This window comes from Mammaliicoccus sp. N-M50 (genome assembly GCF_022386995.1).
In the GTDB taxonomy this organism is placed as follows: Bacteria; Bacillota; Bacilli; order Staphylococcales; family Staphylococcaceae; genus Mammaliicoccus; species Mammaliicoccus sciuri_A.
The window spans coordinates 324,888-346,000 of sequence record NZ_JAJNJA010000002.1 but is presented as its reverse complement, the minus strand read 5'-3'; the positions used below and the strand labels follow the sequence as shown (position 1 = coordinate 346,000).

20 protein-coding genes are annotated in these 21,113 nt (G+C 32.3%); 4 read left to right on the top strand and 16 right to left on the bottom strand.

Annotation, left to right across the window (positions count from 1 at the left end):
* The 6 genes from pstB to LQ622_RS04985 all read right to left on the bottom strand — a co-directional run bounded on the left by pstB (window position 1) and on the right by LQ622_RS04985 (window position 7,043).
* Entirely contained in the window at window positions 1–789 is a 789-nt protein-coding gene (gene pstB / locus LQ622_RS05010; protein WP_232174216.1) for a phosphate ABC transporter ATP-binding protein PstB, read from the bottom strand.
* A 78-nt stretch (window positions 790–867) separates the two neighbouring features.
* Complete coding sequence (gene pstA, locus LQ622_RS05005) at window positions 868–1,770, bottom strand: phosphate ABC transporter permease PstA (protein WP_025904173.1); 903 nt, start codon at window positions 1,768–1,770, stop codon at window positions 868–870.
* A gap of 1 nt (window position 1,771) precedes the next feature.
* Window positions 1,772–2,701, bottom strand: coding sequence for a phosphate ABC transporter permease subunit PstC (pstC, locus tag LQ622_RS05000; protein ID WP_037588290.1), 930 nt, complete (start codon window positions 2,699–2,701; stop codon window positions 1,772–1,774).
* 66 nt (window positions 2,702–2,767) lie between these two features.
* A complete protein-coding gene (locus LQ622_RS04995; RefSeq protein WP_037588292.1) occupies window positions 2,768–3,718 on the bottom strand; it encodes a PstS family phosphate ABC transporter substrate-binding protein in 951 nt (316 codons plus the stop codon).
* 486 nt (window positions 3,719–4,204) lie between these two features.
* Window positions 4,205–6,250, bottom strand: a complete 2,046-nt coding sequence (locus tag LQ622_RS04990; protein WP_037588294.1) for a peptidoglycan D,D-transpeptidase FtsI family protein — start codon at window positions 6,248–6,250, stop codon at window positions 4,205–4,207.
* Between the two features lie 190 nt (window positions 6,251–6,440).
* The gene (locus tag LQ622_RS04985; RefSeq protein WP_025904177.1) at window positions 6,441–7,043 is read right to left on the bottom strand and encodes a superoxide dismutase; all 603 of its coding nucleotides are present in this window, start codon (window positions 7,041–7,043) and stop codon (window positions 6,441–6,443) included.
* 164 nt (window positions 7,044–7,207) lie between these two features.
* Between LQ622_RS04985 and LQ622_RS04980 the strand changes: the two genes are divergently transcribed.
* From LQ622_RS04980 to LQ622_RS04970, 3 genes are read left to right on the top strand one after another with little or no spacing between them, the layout of a single operon-like run.
* Window positions 7,208–7,963, top strand: coding sequence for a DUF1189 family protein (locus LQ622_RS04980; RefSeq protein ID WP_239761997.1), 756 nt, complete (start codon window positions 7,208–7,210; stop codon window positions 7,961–7,963).
* Between the two features lie 41 nt (window positions 7,964–8,004).
* The gene (gene ispG, locus LQ622_RS04975) at window positions 8,005–9,096 is read left to right on the top strand and encodes a flavodoxin-dependent (E)-4-hydroxy-3-methylbut-2-enyl-diphosphate synthase (protein ID WP_239762041.1); all 1,092 of its coding nucleotides are present in this window, start codon (window positions 8,005–8,007) and stop codon (window positions 9,094–9,096) included.
* An 18-nt stretch (window positions 9,097–9,114) separates the two neighbouring features.
* Window positions 9,115–9,678, top strand: a complete 564-nt coding sequence (locus LQ622_RS04970; protein WP_025904179.1) for a 5' nucleotidase, NT5C type — start codon at window positions 9,115–9,117, stop codon at window positions 9,676–9,678.
* Between the two features lie 460 nt (window positions 9,679–10,138).
* Here the strand turns inward: LQ622_RS04970 and LQ622_RS04965 are convergent, their stop codons facing one another.
* The 5 genes from LQ622_RS04965 to LQ622_RS04945 form a co-directional block, all read right to left on the bottom strand.
* The gene (locus LQ622_RS04965) at window positions 10,139–10,552 is read right to left on the bottom strand and encodes a Fur family transcriptional regulator (protein WP_037588307.1); all 414 of its coding nucleotides are present in this window, start codon (window positions 10,550–10,552) and stop codon (window positions 10,139–10,141) included.
* Window positions 10,515–11,396, bottom strand: a complete 882-nt coding sequence (locus tag LQ622_RS04960) for a metal ABC transporter permease (RefSeq protein WP_239774732.1) — start codon at window positions 11,394–11,396, stop codon at window positions 10,515–10,517. The genes LQ622_RS04965 and LQ622_RS04960 overlap by 38 nt, the downstream gene beginning before the upstream one ends.
* 100 nt (window positions 11,397–11,496) lie before the next feature.
* Window positions 11,497–12,303 (bottom strand): metal ABC transporter ATP-binding protein, encoded by an 807-nt coding sequence (locus tag LQ622_RS04955; RefSeq protein WP_025904183.1) that lies wholly within the window; start codon window positions 12,301–12,303, stop codon window positions 11,497–11,499.
* 246 nt (window positions 12,304–12,549) lie between these two features.
* The gene (locus LQ622_RS04950) at window positions 12,550–13,440 is read right to left on the bottom strand and encodes a deoxyribonuclease IV (protein ID WP_239761998.1); all 891 of its coding nucleotides are present in this window, start codon (window positions 13,438–13,440) and stop codon (window positions 12,550–12,552) included.
* A 9-nt stretch (window positions 13,441–13,449) separates the two neighbouring features.
* Window positions 13,450–14,784, bottom strand: coding sequence for a DEAD/DEAH box helicase (locus LQ622_RS04945; RefSeq protein ID WP_239761999.1), 1,335 nt, complete (start codon window positions 14,782–14,784; stop codon window positions 13,450–13,452).
* A gap of 149 nt (window positions 14,785–14,933) precedes the next feature.
* Here LQ622_RS04945 and LQ622_RS04940 point away from each other — a divergent pair, with 149 nt between their 5' ends.
* Window positions 14,934–15,902 carry a 4-hydroxy-3-methylbut-2-enyl diphosphate reductase gene (locus LQ622_RS04940; RefSeq protein WP_239762000.1) on the top strand — a complete coding sequence of 323 codons (969 nt, stop codon included), beginning with the start codon at window positions 14,934–14,936 and terminating at the stop codon, window positions 15,900–15,902.
* Between the two features lie 29 nt (window positions 15,903–15,931).
* Here LQ622_RS04940 and LQ622_RS04935 read toward each other — a convergent pair whose 3' ends face one another.
* The 5 genes from LQ622_RS04935 to dnaG form a co-directional block, all read right to left on the bottom strand.
* Window positions 15,932–17,023, bottom strand: coding sequence for a Nif3-like dinuclear metal center hexameric protein (locus LQ622_RS04935; protein WP_239762001.1), 1,092 nt, complete (start codon window positions 17,021–17,023; stop codon window positions 15,932–15,934).
* A complete protein-coding gene (locus tag LQ622_RS04930; protein ID WP_196307524.1) occupies window positions 17,023–17,688 on the bottom strand; it encodes a tRNA (adenine(22)-N(1))-methyltransferase in 666 nt (221 codons plus the stop codon). The genes LQ622_RS04935 and LQ622_RS04930 overlap by 1 nt, the downstream gene beginning before the upstream one ends.
* A gap of 54 nt (window positions 17,689–17,742) precedes the next feature.
* On the bottom strand, window positions 17,743–18,096 hold the full coding sequence (locus LQ622_RS04925) for a c-type cytochrome (RefSeq protein WP_025904189.1): 354 nt from the start codon (window positions 18,094–18,096) through the stop codon (window positions 17,743–17,745).
* 100 nt (window positions 18,097–18,196) lie between these two features.
* A complete protein-coding gene (gene rpoD, locus LQ622_RS04920; RefSeq protein WP_025904190.1) occupies window positions 18,197–19,306 on the bottom strand; it encodes an RNA polymerase sigma factor RpoD in 1,110 nt (369 codons plus the stop codon).
* A 26-nt stretch (window positions 19,307–19,332) separates the two neighbouring features.
* Window positions 19,333–21,105: a DNA primase gene (gene dnaG, locus LQ622_RS04915; RefSeq protein ID WP_025904191.1), complete on the bottom strand. Its 1,773-nt coding sequence runs from the start codon at window positions 21,103–21,105 to the stop codon at window positions 19,333–19,335.
* Window positions 21,106–21,113: the final 8 nt, after the last annotated feature.

Genomic DNA, 21,113 nt, shown 5'->3' with positions numbered 1-21,113 from the left:
TTATCCAAATCTCCCAGAAATATAGTCTTCTGTTTTCTTATCTGTTGGGTTAGAGAAGATTTTATCTGTTTGATCGAACTCATTTACATAACCGTTTAAGAAGAACGCTGTTTTATCAGAAATTCTAGCTGCTTGCTGCATGTTATGTGTCACGATAATGATTGAGTATTTAGTTTTTAATTCTTGCACTAATTCTTCAACTTTTAATGTTGAAATAGGATCAAGTGCTGAAGTTGGCTCATCCATTAAAATAACATCTGGTTCAATTGCTAAACATCTTGCAATACAAATTCTTTGCTGTTGACCACCAGATAAACCATATGCATTCTTATCTAGTCTATCTTTACATTCATCCCAGATTGCTGCACCTTTTAATGAACGTTCAACGATTTCATCTAGTACCTTTTTATCTGTAATACCATGAATTCTAGGTCCATAAGTAATATTGTCATAGATTGATTTCGGGAATGGGTTTGGTTTTTGGAACACCATACCAACATTCGTTCTTAATTCTTCAACACTATATTTTTTGTCGAAAATATTTTTATCTCTATAAATGATCTCACCAGATGTTTTAACACTTGGAATTAATTCAATCATTCTATTTAATGTTTTAATGTAAGTTGATTTACCACAACCAGATGGTCCAATAATTGCCGTCACTTCATTTTCTGCAATATCTAAATTTATATTTTTAAGCGCATGAAAATCTCCATACCATAAATCTAAATTATTCGTTTTATAAACAATATTTTTATCTTCTACTGCTATTTGTTGATTTGCTGTCATTTCATTTGAAGGTATATTTTGAGATAAATCTCTAATTTTTACGTCTGTCATAGTCATGACCCCTCTTCATTTTGATTATTATAATTTTCTTTGATATTTATTTCTAATATAGATTGCGATTGAGTTCATAAGAATTAAAATTACGAGTAATACGATAATTGCTGCTGATGAAACAAACTGAAATTCTGCTTGTGGCAACTTAGCCCAATTGTATATTTGCATTGGTAATGCTTGGAAAGATTCGAATATACTGTTAGGTGTTTTCATCAATATTGCAGGAATACCGATTACAACAAGTGGAGCTGTTTCTCCAAGTGCTCTTGATAGTGCAAGAATTGTCCCTGTTAAAATACCAGGTATTGAAGCTGGTAATACGATGTTTTTAATCGTTTGCCATTTAGTACCACCTAATCCTAATGAAGCTTCTCTAATAGATGATGGAACAGCTTTAATTGCTTCCTGACTTGCTACGATAATAATTGGTAAAATCATTAGTGACATCGTTAATGCTGCTGCTATAACAGTCTTACCTAGAGATAAGTTTTCAATACCTGCACCACGTACAAATATTGTTAATCCTAATAAACCAAATACTACTGATGGCACACCTGCTAAATTTGAAATATTAACTCTTATAAATTTCGTAAACCAGTTTTCTTTTGCATATTCAACCATGTAAATCGCTGTACCAACACCAAGAATGATAGATATAGGTGCTATTGTCATCATGAGCCAAAGTGTCCCAATTAAAGCACCTTTAATACCTGCACGTTCAGGTGATGTTGATGAGAAGTTTGTGAAGAAATCTGTACTTAGATAAGGAATACCTTTTCTAAATATGTCAAATAGCAAAATAGCTAATACGATTAAGCCAATTAATGTACAAACGAAAAATATTGATTTTATGACTTTATTTTTCATTAGTCTTGTCGGTAGCTTTTTACGAACGACGGTTTGATCAACTAAATTAACTTCTGACATATTAATACTCCTCTCTAAATCGTTTTGTAATCCATTGTGAAATGATATTCATAATAAATGTGAATATAAACAATGTGAAACCTACAGCATAAATACTGTAATAAATATCAGATCCGTAAGTCGCATCTCCAGTTGCAACTTGGACAATGAATCCTGTCATTGTTTGGATAGATCCTATTAAACTAAAGCTTGAATCTGGTGTACTACCTGCCGCTAAAGATACGATCATTGTTTCACCAATAGCTCTTGAAATCGCTAATACAACAGATGCGATGATACCAGATAAAGCCGCTGGAAATACGATTTTAGTTGCAAGTTCAAACTTTGTTGCACCTAATCCCAGTGCGCCTTCTTTAATTGAATCAGGTACCGAACTCATTGCGTCTTCACTCATACTCGTAATCATCGGTATAATCATGACCCCCACGACTAAACCTGGACTAATAGAGTTAAAGCTTCCTAAATCAGGGAATATACCTCTTAAAATTGGTGTTACAAAAGTTAGAGCGAAAAATCCGTAAACAATTGTTGGTATACCTGCTAATATTTCAAGAATGGGTTTAATAATTCTTCTTGATCTATCAGAAGCATACTCACTCAAGTATAGTGCTGCACCTAATCCAACTGGAACAGCAAAGATTGTCGCTACTGCTGTAACTTTCAACGTTCCTAAAATCAGTGCGAAAATACCGTATTTAGGATCAGATGAAAATGGTGCCCAGTCTTTCGTAAATAAAAATTCAAATGGATTCACTCTCGTGAAAAATGTTGCTGTTTCAGTTACAAGTGTGAATAATATCCCGATTGTTGTAAGTACAGAAACTGAAGCGATTAACAATAAAATAATGGGAACAGCTTTATCCGCAAAAACTTTACCTTTATTATTGCTATTTTGCTTAATCAATTCTTGTACTGAAGTTTGTTGTTTCATAAAAATAACTCCTTCATTTTGAAAAAGGGCGATTACTGACCGCCCTCTGCTTAAATTTATTAATGATTATTTTTTAAATTTTTCTAACGTTTCTTTATCTTCTTTATACTCATCATCTTTCAACGGAACATAACCAGCATCTTTAGCAGCATCAGCTGAGTTATCAATTACATATTCCATAAATCCGTAAAACGCATCATTATCTTCTAGTGATTTATTTTTCGCATATACGAATAATGGTCTACTTAAAGGATAGCTACCATCATTTACTGTTTTATCTGTAGGTTCTATTGCTTTTCCATCATCTTTAATCTTCACAGCTTTAAGTGAATCTTTATTTTCTTGATAGAAGTTATATCCAAAGAATCCGATCGAATCTTTATTATCTTGGACAGATTTAACGATGACATTCGTGTCAGCATTTTTCTCAGATTGTAAATCTTTTTCATCTAATACTTCTTCACTAAAGAAGTCGTAAGTACCATGTGATTGGTCTGGTGAAAATGCTTTGATCTTTTTATCTGGGAATTTTGAATTAACATCTTTCCACGTTTTTGCTTTACCGCTATAAATTTTTGCTAATTCATCCATACTCAACTCATCAACAAAGTCATTATCTTTGTTAACAGCTACTGTTAAGCCGTCTTGAGCAACTTTAAACTCAGTGTATTCTATTTTAGCTTTTTTCAATTTTTCTTTTTCTTCATCTTTAATATCTCTAGAAGCATTTGAAAAGTCTGTTTCTCCCGCTATGAACTTTTCAAATCCACCACCAGTTCCTGATACACCAATTGAAACTGAAACATCAGGTTGCTCGGCTGAGAAGTCTTCGTTTATTTTTTCCATAACTGGTGCAACAGTTGATGAACCATCACCTTTAACTTCACCACTTAATTTTTTATCATCTGAAGATTTAGTATCCCCGGAACTAGATTTTTCAGCTGCCCCACCACAAGCTCCTAATAAAAGTACAGAACTTAAAGCTGTTGTTGATCCGATTAATTGCCACTTTTTCATGTTAAATCCTCCTAATTAATATCGCCTTAATCTTTATTACATCTTCACTTTACAATTTCTTTATTAAGTACAAATAAATTGAATGTAAATTTTGTGTTAACTTCTTATGAAAACGTTTTAAAATGTAAAAAAGTAAGCGAATGGTGTTTTAATATGGGTACAGTAGTTACAAAAGTCCGGAGAACTGTTACTATGGGCTGCCTTAATTACAAAACTCGGCCGAATTGTTAATATAGACCCCCTTAGTTACAAAAGACCGGAGAACTGTAATTACTCATAACTATAAATCGATTTTGTGAAGTGCTGACGCCTGAGGGAATCGTATGAGCGAGAGAATACAGGCTCGAGCCATACCCTAGGCAAGCATGCACACACAAAATCGTAATCTACTCGAAAAATAAATTCGCAAACAAAAAAATAACATCTCATTTCCACTGAATTAATCAGTAAAATGAGATGTTATATTGATTCAATCTTTATATTAAGTTATTTTCTATCTTTAAAGTAATAGTTAATAATATCTCGACCTAAATCCCCACCTGGTAACCATGGTTCTGGTACGGGTTGGTTTGTATATGTGATAGAGAATGATAATTCAGGATTTTTAGCAGGTGCATATCCAATATATGTTGAGTTTACTTTCGGTTTACCATCTTTGAATACTTCTGCTGTACCTGTTTTACCAGCTGATCTTACGACCGTTTTATTAAAACTAGAATAACCTGTTCCTTCTGGCTTATTAAATGCCATATCGAAACCTTTTTGTACTTGTTTTATTTCTGCATCACTATTATTAACCTTATTCATCACTTCACCTTTAAAAGTCTTTTTAATAGGTCCAAGTGAATCTTCATTTGTAGAGCTTCTGATTTCTTTTGCTAAATGTGGTTTCAATCTATAGCCATCGTTCGCAATTGTTGCGACATATTGTGATAACTGTATAGGTGTATAAGTATCGAATTGTCCAATTGCTAAATCAATGTAGTTACCTGGGTTATCTTTAATTGGTTCAATTTGACCTGCTGATTCATTTGGTAAATCGATACCTGTTTTAACACCTAAACCAACTTGATTTAAACCTTTACGTAATTTGATACCTGCTTGTTCTACATCAGATGGTAATGACATACCACTACTGTACGGAGATCCAGCTAATAACAATGCTGTCTTATACATAAATACGTTTGATGAATGCATTAAAGCTTCAGCATCTGTAATTGTTTTTCTGCCATTTTGGTTAAAGTATGATCGTTTTGTTAAACCACCACTAAATTTTAATGGTTCATCGACCATAGTATCGCCAACATTTAATACGCCGTTTTGGTAACCAGTAAGTAATGTAGCACCTTTAACAGATGAACCCACTGTATATTGACTTGTGAAGTTACCGATATGGTTATCCGTAATCTTGCCATTTTTGTCAATATCACGTCCGGCCATTGCTAATACATCACCATTTCTAGGATCTTGGACAACAACCATAACTCTGTCCATATCTGTAGCGCCTTTACTTCTTAATGATTCAATGTGTTTATCAATATATTCTTCAACTTTTTTCTGTAAATCTATATCGATTGTTAACACTAAATCGTTACCACGTGAACCTTGTGAAATAACTTCAGAACTTGTTATTTTCCCAGATTTATCAGTGACATATTTCATTTTCTTCTTAGAGCCTTTTAAAATATCTTCATATTGATATTCTAAGTAAGATTTACCAACTCTATCATTTCTAGAATATCCTTTCGCGAGATAGTCATTCACTAACTCTTTAGGCAAACCTTCTTCTTTACTTGAAACATTTCCAAATAAAGTTCTTAAAGTGTCACCATATGGATAACGTCTTTCCCAGTCCATTGTTGTATTAACGCCAGGCAGTTCAGATAAATGTTGAGATACAGCTGCATACTCATCATTTTTAACACCTTCATTTTTTATAACAACAGGACTCAGCTGAGATCCAGAATTCATTTCTCTAAATATCGCAAGGATTTGTAAATCCTTTTTGGATAATTTATCTGTATATTTAGATGTTACTTTGTCGTATAACGCTTTATCATAATCATCTTGACTAATATTGCCATCAGAGAATAAAGCTTGTTCATCTTTCATTAACTTATGAACTTCATCTTGATTTCTTAATATCCAAAAATCTTGCTTATCACGTTCTGTAATCTTTGAAGTATCCATCTTCATTAAGTGAGATAGTTTTTCAGCGATTTTTAAAATATCATCTTGGCTCGTTCTTCTATCTCTCGTGTATGTAATTGCCTTTTTAGACTCATTGTCTACTAATACTTTACCGTTTCTATCATATATACGGCCTCTAGGCACCGATTCATTAACTGTAATAGATTCTGTACTATCTATCGCACGCTTGTATTCTCCGCCTTTTACAATTTGTAAATAACCTAACCGCATAATGAGCACAGAGAATAAAATGACGACTACTGCCAATATAAGGCTTACGCGTTTATTCATTAATAGGCGAAATGCTTCTTCTTTTGATTTCTTTTTTACTCGTTTCAACAACTAAACCTACCTTTTTAACTCTATTATAATAATTTCATCATATATTATTATGACTTACATTGCTATTGATATAGGTAAATTTTTATAAAAAAAGAGTGGAGCTGAAATCTCGTTTAAATAAAAAGATTTCATTGCTCCACCCCATCAGGATGATTGTTTTATTAATCAGTCATCCAAATTTAAAGTCGAATTATTTTGCAGCTTGGTATAATTCGTTTACTTTATCCCAATTTACAACGTTCCAGAATGCATTAATGTAATCTGGGCGTCTGTTTTGGTAGTTTAAGTAGTAAGCATGTTCCCAAACATCTAAACCTAAGATTGGAAGTTTACCTTCTGAAATTGGGTTATCTTGGTTTGGAGTTGAAACAATCGCTAATTCGCCATTATCTACAACTAACCATGCCCATCCTGAACCAAAACGGCCAGCTGCTGCAGCTGCAAATTCTTCTTTGAATTTGTCTAATGAACCAAATGTAGAACTAATTGCATCTACAACTTCTCCTGAAGGCTCAGAAGCATTTGGAGTTAATAGTTCCCAGAATAATGAATGATTATAATGTCCGCCACCATTGTTTTGAACTGCAGTACGGATATCATCAGGAACAGAATTTAAGTTTTTAACAATATCTTCAATAGATTTGCTTTCTAAATCTGTACCTTTCACTGCATCATTTAATTTTGTTACATAAGTGTTATGGTGTTTCGTATGATGAATCTCCATAGTTTCTTTATCGATGTGTGGTTCTAATGCATCATACGCATATGGTAATTTTGGTAATTCAAAAGCCATAAAAAATCATCCTCCTCATTTGTTTTACATACCTATCTTATCAAGATTAAAGTTTTATAACAAATAATTTGTTTAATAAATAATCAAAAAATTTTTAATTCTTATGTATCGCCTTGCAACAGGTGTTTTTTAACATTATTATTAAGTGAAGAAGAGGTGAATTTATGCAGTATATAAAAGAGCTTAAAAGGTTATTTAAGCATCCTAGTAAGTATCCAATGTTTAGAATTACGAAGTTAAGATACATATTCCTTCATATATTATTATTAAGTTTGATATTAATCATACCTAATTCTATTCAATACATACAAATCACTCAAAATTTATCAACGTTAGTCAATGATGAAGTGACAGAAATTCCTGATTTTGAAATCGATCAGAACAAAATGATTTTATCACAAGATAAATCTATCCAATTAAATCATCATCAAACGGTAGAATTTACTCAATCTAATGATTTCGAGATGAAAGATCATCATTTAATCGTGTTTAAACCTAATCATATTGAGATATCAAATTATAGTGACTACACAGAAATTAGTTATGGTTCCCTATCTTCCCTTGTTACCAATCAAGACGATTTAATTAAGTTTATTGAAACGATAAATGATTCTAAATATTTTTACTTAAGTTTGATTGTTGTCTTTCTATTATTTATTCAATTTTTAAGCTTATCTATCAAAATTGGTATTCTAGCATTTGCTGGACATTTATTGGGAATGATGTTAAGAAGAAAGTCTCGCTTTATGACTTGGTTCAAAATGATGACATTTGTGATAACGCTTCCGACTTTAGTCCTATTATTAGGAATGATTACAGTGATTCCTTTATTAATAATTGCTTCATGGTGTATAATCATTTTAAGCATTGTTATGATTGCTATGTATTTACCTAAAGGAAAAAGACCTGCTAAAGTGTAAAGATTAGCAAATTTAAACAAAGGAGTCTTATCATGTCAGAAATCATTCATCGCACGAAAACGAGACCTGTTAAAGTTGGGGATTTAACGATTGGCGGTTCAGATGAAGTTATCATTCAAAGTATGACGACTAAAAAAACATATGATGTTGACGCAACTGTAGCTGAAATCAAACGATTAGAAGAAGCTGGTTGCCAAATTGTTAGAGTAGCTTGTCCAAATGAAGAAGACGCATATGCAATTAAAGATATTAAAGCGCAAATCAATATACCTTTAGTTGTAGATATTCATTTCAATTACAAATTAGCTTTAATTGCAATTGAAAATGGCGCAGATAAGATTCGAATCAATCCAGGAAACATTGGTAGACGTGAAAAAGTTGAAGCAGTTGTCAAAGCATGTAAAGAAAAAGGTATTCCTATTCGTATTGGTGTTAATGCAGGATCATTAGAAAAACATATTATTAAAAAATATGGCTACCCTACTGCTGATGGTATGGTTGAAAGTGCATTACATCATATTAAAATACTCGAAGATTTAGATTTTCATGACATTATCGTATCAATGAAAGCAAGTGACGTAAATTTAGCTATTGAAGCATATACGAAAGCAGCTCAAGCTTTTGACTACCCATTACATTTAGGAATAACTGAAAGTGGCACATTATTTAATGGAACGGTTAAATCGTCTGCAGGATTAGGCGCTATACTAAGCTTAGGGATTGGAAATACGTGTAGAATTTCTTTATCAGCTGATCCAGTCGAAGAAGTTAAAGTAGCGAAATCTTTACTTAAAGCATTTGGTTTAGCGAGTAATGCTGCTACATTAATTGCTTGCCCTACATGTGGACGAATTGAAATTGATTTAATATCGATAGCTAATGAAGTAGAAGAATATATTTCAAACCTACAAGTCCCATTAAAAGTAGCTGTACTTGGTTGTGCAGTTAACGGTCCGGGTGAAGCAAGAGAAGCTGATATCGGCATTGCTGGTGCACGTGGTGAAGGATTACTGTTTATGAAAGGTAAAACCGTTCGTAAAGTACCTGAAAAAACAATGGTTGAAGAATTAAAAAAAGAAATAGATAAATTAGCAATTGAAATGGAACAAAATAAAGAAACTCAAAAAGCATAAAGTAAAAGGTGAATTTTTATGAATCAAAAGCCAAGATTAGGTATAGATATTGACGGCACAGTTACATGTCCAAAAACATTTGTACCCTATTTACAAAGAGATTTTAATCAACAACTTAAATATGAAGATATTACAGAATACAATTTAGCAAATGTCTTAAACTGTAAAGAAGAAGAAATGTTGAGTTGGTTTAAAAATAATGAATCACATATATACCAACACTCCCCTGTTGCAGAAGGTGCAAGAGACATTTTGAATCAACTAAAAGATGACTACGAACTTTATTATATAAGTGCAAGACATCATTATTTAGAAGATATTACGAAAGAATGGTTTCAATCACATCATATACCATTTGATCAAATTACATTAACAGGTAGTCATAATAAATTAGAAGTGACAAAAGAACAGAATATCGATATTTTCTTTGAAGATAAATTAGATAACGCAGAAGATATCAATCATTATTTAAATATCCCTGTTTTCTTGTTTGACACACCTTATAACCAGAAAGATTTACAAAATGGTATATATAGAATTAAAAATTGGCATGAAGTATCAACGTTACTTAATAGAATATAGTTAAAAACCTGGCCCATATATGAGATGGACCAGGTTTTTTCATGTATTGTGTAATTAAATGGTCGGCTAACGATCTTGTTTTCGAGTCTTGATCGTTAGCGTACATAATTTTTTATTTTTAGCATATAAAGTGTCGGCTAACGATCTTGTTTTCGAGTCTTGATCGTTAGCGTACATAATTTTTTATTTTTAGCATATAAAGTGTCGGCTAACGATCTTGTTTTGTTTTCTTGAACGTTAGAATTTCTAACGATCTTGTTTTCGAGTCTTGATCGTTAGCGTACATAATTTTTTATTTTTTGCGTATAAAGTGTCGGCTAACGATCTTGTTTCATTTTCTTGAACGTTAGAATTTCTAACGTTCTTGTTTTTGAGTCTTGATCGTTAGCGCATATTCAATTCTACCTGTTTCCCTCCAAATAAAAAAATGGTAGCTCCTCAAGCTACCATTTTTCTCTTATTATACTGTTTTGCATTGCTCACATTTACCGTATACTTCTAATTTATGTGATGCTATTTCTACATTTGGTAATTGTTGTTTTATTGAATCCATTGGGCAAAAGTCTATTACTTTTGTTGTACCACATGATTCACAAATAAAATGATGATGATGGTGACTTTGACATGCAATTCTAAATTTCATTTCACCGTCTATTTCAGTACTTTCAATAATATTCAAGTCTTTAAATAAGTATAAATTACGATAAATTGTGTCAAAAGATAATCCATTATAATCATCTTTCAATGCTTCTTGAATATATTTTGCTGTGATGTATTTATCTTCATTTACAAACAATGAGATGATATCACGGCGTTTATTAGTGTACTTATGTCCATCATTTTTCAATATTTGAATGGCTTCCTCTACTTTCAAGATGATAGCCTCCTTTATTAATCAATACTTTACTATACGCAATACTAGCAAGTAATTCTATAATCAATAATCCTACTATAATACCTCCTGGTGAAATATTCAAATAGAAGGATAATATCAATCCTAGTACTACTGAGATTTCACCGAATAAAATACTTAATGCGATTAACTGTTTAAACCCTTTTGCTAATCTCATACTTGTAGCGACTGGCAATGTCATTAAACTACTCACTAACAAGATACCAACGACTCTCATTGAAGCTGAGATAACAAGTGCAACAATGACAATAAATAATAATTGTATCCATTTTGGCATGCCAATAACTTTTGAGTACTCTTCATCGAATGATAATACAAATAATGACTTGTACAATAACATAACAAAGATTAAAACAATTACTGTAATAACGATAATTGTAAATAAATCACTTAAATTTACGGCACTAATTGAACCAAATAAATATCCAAATAAATCTTGATTAAATCCATTTGCTAAAGAAATGAATATAACACTAATTCCAATACCACCGCTCATAATAATGGGTATCGCGATTTCTTGGTAATGTTTATATTCAGTTCTTAATTGTTCTATTAATAGCGCACCTGCTATTGAAAAAATAATACCAAACCATATCGGATTTATAGTAGCAAACAATGGACTAACACTCATTAAAAACAGTCCCATTGATATACCACCTAGCGTCACATGGCTTAAAGCATCAGCAATGAGCGATAGCCTTCTAACTACAATAAATGCCCCTATTAAAGGTGCAATCAATCCTACTAAGATACCACTTATAAATGAATATCTTATAAAATCAAAATTTAAAAACGCATCAATCACGATATAACACTCCTTCATTCAGGAGCATAAATCTATCTCTCGTTTCAACTGACATATCCAATCTCCTTATTTAAAATCTATATATTTATTATGCTCGACGTTAACTTTGTACTAATTCTTCAACTTCTTCATGTGCACAACAGTCACGATCATGTTGATGATCGACAAATTGTACGGGATGTCCATAGATTTTAGATATTGAGACTTCATCTAATGATTTAAATGACTCACTTGTACCATGGAAATGTATATGTTGATTTAAGCAAGCTACTTTACTTGCTGTATCAGCTACAACACCAATATCATGCGTTACAAGAATGATTGTAATCCCTTCTTGCTTTAATTGCGTCAGTAATTGATAAAATTCTGAAACGTGTCTCGCATCAATACCTACAGTAGGTTCATCTAATATTAAAATACTTGGTTTAGAAATTAAGGCTCTAGCAATAAACGTTCTTTGCTGCTGACCACCTGATAACTGAGCAATATTTTCATTCTTAAGATCACTTATGTTTAATCGTTCTAATATGGCATCTACTTGTGCAGCATCTTCTTTATTAAACCATTTAAAAAGACTTTTATTTTTAGTTAAGCCACTCATAACAACTTCTTTCACTGTCGCTGGAAAGCCAGAACTAAAAGCATTAGATTTTTGTGATACGTAACTAATTTTTTCCCAAGATTTATATTGATTAATTTTTTTACCACTTATTAAGATATCACCTTTTTGTAAAGGTAATAACCCTAATATCAGTTTCAGTAAAGTCGATTTCCCAGAGCCATTTGGGCCAACTATTGCCAAGAAATCTCCTTTATAAATTTGTATATTAATATGGCTAAGTGCCAATTTATTTGGATAGCTATAACTGATATCTTTTAACTCGAAAATCGGTGTTTCTTTTTCCATCTTCATCACCTCGTCAATAGAATACTATACAATGAATATGAAAGAATGTAAATAGTAATGTTTACGAACAAAAAAGAGTCTGGGACATAATGTAATGTCTCAGACTTTTCTAGTATCTTGGCAGTAGATGTCTGAATTGAAAATGCGCTTGTACCAAGCTTTTTTCAACTCTAGTCATCCTTGCCGGGGCGGGACTACGAAATCTTTTTATACAAATTAGATTTCTGTCCCGCTCCCTGAATAATGTTATTGATTAAAGATTTTTTCTTTTAAATCTGGATCGAATGTACCATTTTTAATCATTTCGATTTCATATTTATATGGTGGTTTTTTATTCTTTTTGTCATCACCAACATATGGTGTTTCTAAAATTTTAGGTACTTCTTTAAATGCATCATGATTAACGATATAGTGCAATGCATCATAACCTATTGATCCAAAGCCAATATTTTCATGTCTATCTTTTCTTGCACCTTGTGGATTCTTACTGTCGTTGACGTGAAGTACTTTAATACGGTCGATACCAACGATTTTATCAAACTCATTTAATACGCCATCAAAGTCTTCTTTAACGTTGTAACCAGCATCATTTGTATGACAAGTATCGAAACATACAGATAATCTTTCATTATGGTTAACACCATCAATGATTTGTGCAAGTTCTTCGAATGTTTTACCACATTCAGAGCCTTTGCCTGCCATTGTTTCCAATGCGATACGTACATCATTATTATTTGTTAATACTTCATTTAAACCTTCAATAATTTTTTGAATACCTTTTTCTTCACCAGCACCAACATGAGCACCTGGATGAAGCACGATGTCTTTAGCACCTAATGCTTCAGTACGTTCAATTTCTGATTGTAAGAATTCAACACCTAAATTAAATACTTCTGGTTTAGTTGTATTTGCAATATTGATGATATATGGTGCATGCACAACAATGTTAGATAAACCATATTCTTTCATTGCTGCTTTACCATTTTCAATATTTAAACCTTCAATTTTTTTACGTCTTGTGTTTTGTGGAGCACCTGTATAAATCATAAATGTAGAAGCATTATAACTTGCCGCTTCTTCTGCTGCTTGTAATAGCATCTTCTTACCACTCATTGAAACGTGTGATCCAATTAACATATTTGACACCTATCCTTTTCTACTTTGTCTTTTTGTTCTCTTAGAATGAGCTTTCTTCTCTTTAAATTTCAACTCATCTAATTCTCGTTTAAATTTCTTCTTATAGCCAGGTTTTACTTTATTTTTATTGTTTCTTTTAATTTTTTGTTTTAGTGATTTTTCAATATTATCTTCTTTTTTAACACGTTTCGTACGATTTTGACGATCTTTAATTTCTACAAATTCATCGTTTTTAATATCGACATGTTTAAACTTGTAATTATGCTTCTCAATTTGTGTAATTAAATCATCTTCATCTGGTGTATATAATGTAATAGCGATACCTTTATAATCACCACGACCTGTACGACCAACTCTATGTGTAAAGAAGTCTATTTCTTTAGGTAAATCATAGTTGATAACGTGACTTACGCCTTCAATATCAATACCACGTGATGCTAAATCACTTGCGACAACAAATTCAAAGTCTAATTGTTTAATACGTTTCATTTGTTGTGTTCTTTCTCTAGGTGACAAACCACCATGGATAACCCCAACTTTATAGCCTTCTTCTGATAAATACGCAACTAATTCATCGGCTCTATCACGGCTATTAGCAAATATGATTGCTAAATAAGGATTAATCACATTCATAACTTTTAAGACTTTTTCTTTTTTCTCAACACCTTTAGTTGGTATTAAGTAAAAGTCGATATTGTCTTTGTTAGATGATGCTGTTTCAATTTCAACAAATTCAGGATTACTTAAATATTTATTTAAGAATGGATGTAATGCTTTAGGAATCGTCGCACTAAATACTGAAATTTGTGCGTTTTCATCTAATCTACTCGCAATACTATCTACTTTAGGCATAAATCCTAAATCAATCATTAAATCTGCTTCATCTACAACTACTGACTTCGCTAGATGTAAATCTAAAGCACGCTCTACAGCCATATCATCAATTCTATTCGGTGTACCTACAACAACATGTGGTGTATTTTTAGATTTATCGATATCTCTTGATTTATCTGTTCCACCAATGTATAGGCTAACTTTTACACCTTTTTTAAATTGAGTTAAATGTGAAGCTGCATCATATAATTGCTTTGCTAATTCTCTTGTTGGTGCCAAAATAATCACTTGTGGTTCTTTTATATCGACGTCAATTTTATCAAATAATGGTAGTAGAAATGCGTGTGATTTCCCTGTACCAGTTTGAGATTGTCCTATTATATTAGATCCTTTTTTAATTTTGGGTATAACTCTTCGCTGTATTTCTGTTGGCTGGTTAAAATGTAAATCTTTAACGGCCTCTACTAATTCATTTTCTATTTGAAAATGTTCAAACGGATGCTTAGACATAAGCGACCCTCCTCGTTTCTTTTTCACTTCATACATTATATAGTAAATGCGCACTTTATGATAGGCTAAAAGATTTATTTTGAATTTTTATTTCGTTTCTTTAAGACTTGTGTGTTTGTTATAATAGACATTAATAAGGAGGGCAATTTATGGAAATTATAAAGATTACCCCTAGAGGCTATTGTTACGGTGTTGTAGACGCTATGGTTATTGCTAGAAATGCATCTTTAGATAAGTCACTTCCGAGACCCATTTATATACTTGGCATGATTGTTCATAATAAACATGTGACTGATGCCTTTGAATCTGATGGCATTATTACGTTAGATGGTCCGAACAGATTAAAGATTTTAGAACAAATTAATGAAGGTACCGTTATATTTACTGCGCATGGCGTATCACCTGAAGTCAAAAGACGTGCTAAAGAAAAAGGACTCGTTTGTATAGATGCGACATGCCCAGATGTAGATAATACACATCAGTTAATACGTGACGTTAAATCAAATGGCTATCACGTTATTTATATTGGTAAAAAAGGACACCCAGAACCTGAAGGCGCAGTTGGTGTAGCACCTGATATCGTACATCTCGTTCAAACTTTAGAAGATATCAATGCCTTGCCAGAAGCATTAATGAACCAAAAACTCATCGTAACGAATCAAACAACTATGTCACAATGGGATGTTAAACACCTTATTGATGAATTAAAAGTTAAATATCCTCATATTGAAGTACATGAAGAAATTTGTTTAGCAACACAAGTTAGACAAAAAGCTGTTGCCACACAAGCAGATCAAGCAGATTTACTCATTGTCGTTGGTGATCCTAAAAGTAATAATTCAAATAGATTAGCCCAAGTATCTAAAGAAATCGCACATACAAACGCATATCGAATCGCTGATTTGAGTGAATTAAAATTAGAATGGCTACAAGACATCGAAAGTGTAGCTGTAACGGCAGGTGCTTCAACACCAACACCTATCGTTAAAGAAGTCATTGATTATATTAAAAATTATGATCCGACAGAAGTACAAGACGTAAACTTAACAAGTAATGTACCTGTTGAAAAAATATTACCTAAAATTAAAAAGCCTAAACCTGTAAAAATAATGGACTAAAAAAACTGCCGAATTGACTCGGCAGTTTTTTACATATATTGATAAGGATCTGTATTAATAGAAGATGTTAACACTTTAATCGTTCCATTTGTCCATTCTTCTAATAATGACTTTAATCCTTCTTTCATAACATACTCACTATAATGATTAACATCTAAAACATTTATATCATCCATTAGTGCATCTAATGCTTCGTGATGTTTAACGTCTCCAGTAATAAATAAATCAGCTTGTTGTGCTTTAGCTAAATTTGCATATTCAATACCCGCACCACCAACAATTGCGACGCGTTTTATTTGCGCTGATTGGTCTCCTATAAATCTAACTGCTGGTATAGCGAGCTTTTCTTTATAGTTTTGCACAAATTCATTTACTGATTGCGTTACATTTAATTCTCCGATAATTCCTAAGCCTACAGAAGATGTTCTCGACATTTTGATGAAATCATAAACGGGTTCTTCATATGGATGCGTTTGAATAATGAGTTCTTTAGCAAGTGCTAAATCTTTCTCATCAACCATTAATTCTAGTTTCGTTTCATAAACCGTTTCAGTCTTATCTGCTTGTCCAAGATGTGGATTAGCTGTTGCACTAGGTTTAAATTGGCCTTTACCTTGTGACTGGAAAAATACTTCACTGTATTCTTCTGTTTGAGCTAAATGATGTTCATTAAATGCAGTTTTCATTGCTTCAACGTCTTGATCAGGTAAGAAAATTTGTACTTTATAATATGATTCTTGTTGTTCTTCTAATACTTTCATATTACTTAATCCTATTTGTTGTCCAATCATGTAACTAACGCCTTTAGGATGTACATCAAGATTTGTATGAAGTGCTATCAAATTGATATCATTTTGAATCAGTTTACGAATAATAGGACCATAGCTTTTATCCGTAATATTTTTAACACCTTTAAAAATAAGTGGATGATGTGCAATGATCGTATTGATATTGTTTTGAATGGCTTCTTCTACAACTTCTGACGTACAATCTAATGTTGTTAATACACCGTTCACTTCACTTTTTTCTGTACCAATTAATAAACCAACATTATCCCAAGATTCACTCGTTGAAAATGGAACTTGTTTATCAATTTCGTGTAATAGCTCTTGAATAATCATTAAAGCACCTCTTTTATTTGAAGTATTTGTTGATTAATTTCATTATACCTATTTTTATCCTCATGATGTTCTAATTGTTTACTAATTTTATTAAGTGATTCTAATTCTCTTTGCCATTTTTCATGGAATAAATCATTTTTCTTGGCTAATAATTTAGGACCAAATTTTAATTCTAATTCATTTAGGTCCATCTCACCTTTTTTAGCCACTATGATTTCATATATATGTTTTTTATCTTTTATGAGTTGTTCATCAACGATTTGATAACCAATGCTTTGTAATACTTTTCTAATTGGTAACGCATGAATATTAGCTTGTAAAATTAAATCAGGATACCCTGATAACTTATGCTTTCCTTCTTCAATAATTTGAGCAATTAATGGACCACCCATGCCACAAATTGTAATCGCATCAATTGATTCATCTACTACTTCTAAACCGTCGCCCAGTTTAACTTCAATAAGTTCATTCATACCATATAATTTAGTATTCTTTTGAGCAGCAAGAAAAGGTCCTTTGACAACTTCTCCAGCAATCGCTTCTTTAATTAATCCATTTTGAATTGCGTATATAGGTAAATATGCATGATCGGAACCGATATCTGCTAATTTATGATGATTTAAATATTCACTTACCTTCATTAAACGTTTATTTATTTGGATCATTATTTTTCCCTTTCATTAAAAAAATCTTTTGCAATAGCAAAAGATTTTTTTGTGTTATTTAGCGCCATCTTTTAAGTACTTGACAAGTGTGTCTAAATCTTTATTTGAAATAGTAGCTTCGTCATGTGCAGGCATTGAACCTTTACCTTCACGAATGATTTTTTTCATTTCATCGGCACCTTTTTTGCTTCCAGCTAATTTAGGTCCCATTCCACCTTCAAGATTTTGTCCATGACAACTTGTACAATTGTCCTTAGCGAATGTAGCTGCATCAAACTTTTCAGTTTTAGCACCGCCACCGCCTTCTTTTTCTTCCTCTTTGTTAGCACCATGTGCTGACATGAAGAATATTAATCCTACACCGAGTAGTAAAATCAGAATAAACGGGATAACAGGATTACGATTCATTCATACAACCTCCCTTTTGTTAAACCTTCATACAATTATATTTTATATTAAAACAAGGCATTGTCAAAGGCTTTTTGGGATTAATATAAACTTTTCATGTTTAATCCATAAAATCTTTCAAACGCTTACTTCTAGATGGATGTCTTAACTTGCGTAATGCCTTCGCTTCTATTTGACGAATACGTTCTCTTGTAACACCAAATACTTTACCAACTTCTTCAAGAGTTCTTGTTCTACCATCATCAAGACCAAATCTTAATCTTAATACATTTTCTTCTCTGTCAGTTAATGTATCTAATACATCTTCTAATTGCTCTTTAAGTAATTCATATGCAGCGTGATCAGATGGACTTTGTGCATCTTGGTCTTCAATAAAGTCGCCTAAGTGACTGTCATCTTCTTCACCAATAGGCGTTTCTAATGACACTGGTTCTTGAGCAATTTTCAGAATTTCACGAACTTTTTCTGGTGGTAAGTCCATTTCTTCACCAATTTCTTCAGGAGATGGATCTCTGCCTAAATCTTGTAGTAATTGACGTTGAACACGAATCAATTTATTGATTGTTTCAACCATATGAACTGGGATACGGATTGTACGTGCTTGGTCAGCAATCGCTCTTGTAATTGCTTGACGAATCCACCATGTTGCATATGTTGAAAATTTAAAACCTTTGTTAAAGTCGAATTTTTCTACGGCTTTGATTAGACCCATATTACCTTCTTGAATAAGGTCTAGGAATAACATACCTCTACCTACATAACGTTTCGCGATACTTACAACAAGTCTTAAGTTCGCTTCAGCAAGACGTGATTTCGCAACTTCGTCACCTTGCTCGATACGTTTAGCTAATTCGATTTCTTCTTGTGCAGTTAATAAATTGACGCGTCCGATTTCTTTTAAGTACATTCTTACTGGGTCGTTTATTTTAACACCTGGAGGAGCACTTAAGTCATTTAAATTTAGTTTGTCATTTGTATCACTTGAATCTTTTTCATTAATAAGATTGATTTCATTCTCATTAATTAAATCAAAGAAATCATCCATTTGATCTGGATCCATCTCGAAGTTTTGCAATTTATCTGCAATTTCTTCGTGACTCAAATGTCCTGCTTTTTTACCTTGTTCAATTAATTGGTGCTTAACTTGTTCAATTGTAAGCACTTCTTCATTATTAGCGCTATTAATTTTGTTTAATTCTTTATCAGACATGAATAGGCCTCCCGGGTTATTAACTCTTACATTCTATTCCGATTATATTGTACAATTTGTTCTAAATACTGCCTTTGCAGTGCGATATCGCCTGCTTGCATTGCTTTATTCAATTGTTGATTCAAATATTCTATGGAATTTTCTTTGTGTTCGTTAGGACTGATAATCCTAATGTAGTCTTCGATTTCTTCTGTCTCTGGTTCATCATTGATTAGCAATGAATCTAGATACATAACCGTTTCAATGATTTGATGTTCTTCAATGTAACTTGAAAAATCACTTATGTTAAAAACATCGTTATTCTTATAATACCCATTTAAACGTGAAAAAATCACTCTATTATTCAATGAAGTGAAGTCTTCTTGATTAATCCTAGAATGATATTCTAAAAATAGCTGTTTATGATTCATAAAATGTTTTAACAACGCTTGCTCTGCTCTACCGACTTTATCAAGTTTTTTTTCCTTCATTTCAGGAACGAAATTATTATAATCGGTATAATTTTGAACAATATTAGGCGAAAGTCGATTTTTTAGACTGTTAACATCTACTTTATACAAATCTGCTACTTGTTGCAATACTTTTTTTCTTAAAAATTCCGATTGAATCAGATTGATGTCATGAATCAACTCTTCAATATGTTGTTCATGTTTTAAATCATTATTTTCGTTGGCATAATATAATTGTTGCGCTTTAAATGCAACATATGATTGTTTTTGCCCTTCAACAAATGATTTGAAAGCATCACTTCCGTATTCTGTAATATAATCATCAGGGTCCATCGTTTTTGGTAAATTGACAACAAAGACATTTAATCCTTCATTTAATAAGTCTTTACCAACATTTATGGCAGCTTCTTTTCCTGCGAAATCTCCATCATACAGTAAAGTTACATTAGATGCCAGTTTTTTGACCATCGTAACATGTTCTCTAGATAATGCCGTACCCATTGTTGCTACAACTTGTTTAATATCCGCTTCAAACGACTTTATGACATCCATAAATCCTTCTAACAGAATAACTTCATCATTTTGTCTTATAAATTTCCTTGCTCGATCAATGTTGTATAACATTTTTCTTTTTTGGAAAATAGGTGTTTCTGGACTGTTTAAATATTTCGGCGATTGATCGGTATACGTTCGACCAGAGAAACCAACTGTCTTACCTTGGAAATTTAACAATGGAAAGATGATTCTGTCTCTGAATCGGTCAAAGTAATCAAACGTTTCATCATTTCGGCTTAACAAACCTGCTTCATAAGCAAGTACAGCATCATAACCATTTTTCTCTAAAAAGTCATGCGTGAATTTCGAATGGTTTGGTGCATATCCAATCTTTCTATCATTAATCAATTCTTCCGTGAAACCTCTAGATTTCAAATAGTTTAAAGCTGCCTCACCTTCTTCAGTATGCTTCAATATATAATGGTAGTTATTTGCCATTAACTCATGCATTTCAATCATTTTGATATGATCATCCACAATACCTTCAGTTGGTGCTGTTTCTTGCTTTTCAATATGAATATCTACTTTATCACCCAGTTCTCTTACTGCATCAACAAATGATATTCCTTTAATTTCTTGAATAAACTGAAAGACATTGCCGCCTTTCTTACAACCAAAGCAATGACAAATTTGTTTATCTTCAGATACTGAAAACGACGGTGTCTTTTCATCATGGAAAGGACATAATCCTATATAATTACGTCCTCTTTTTTCTAGTTTCACATATTCACTTACGACATCTAATATGTCATTCTTCTCACGTATTTCATTTATTAAATCTTGTTCTATACGCATCCTGTCAC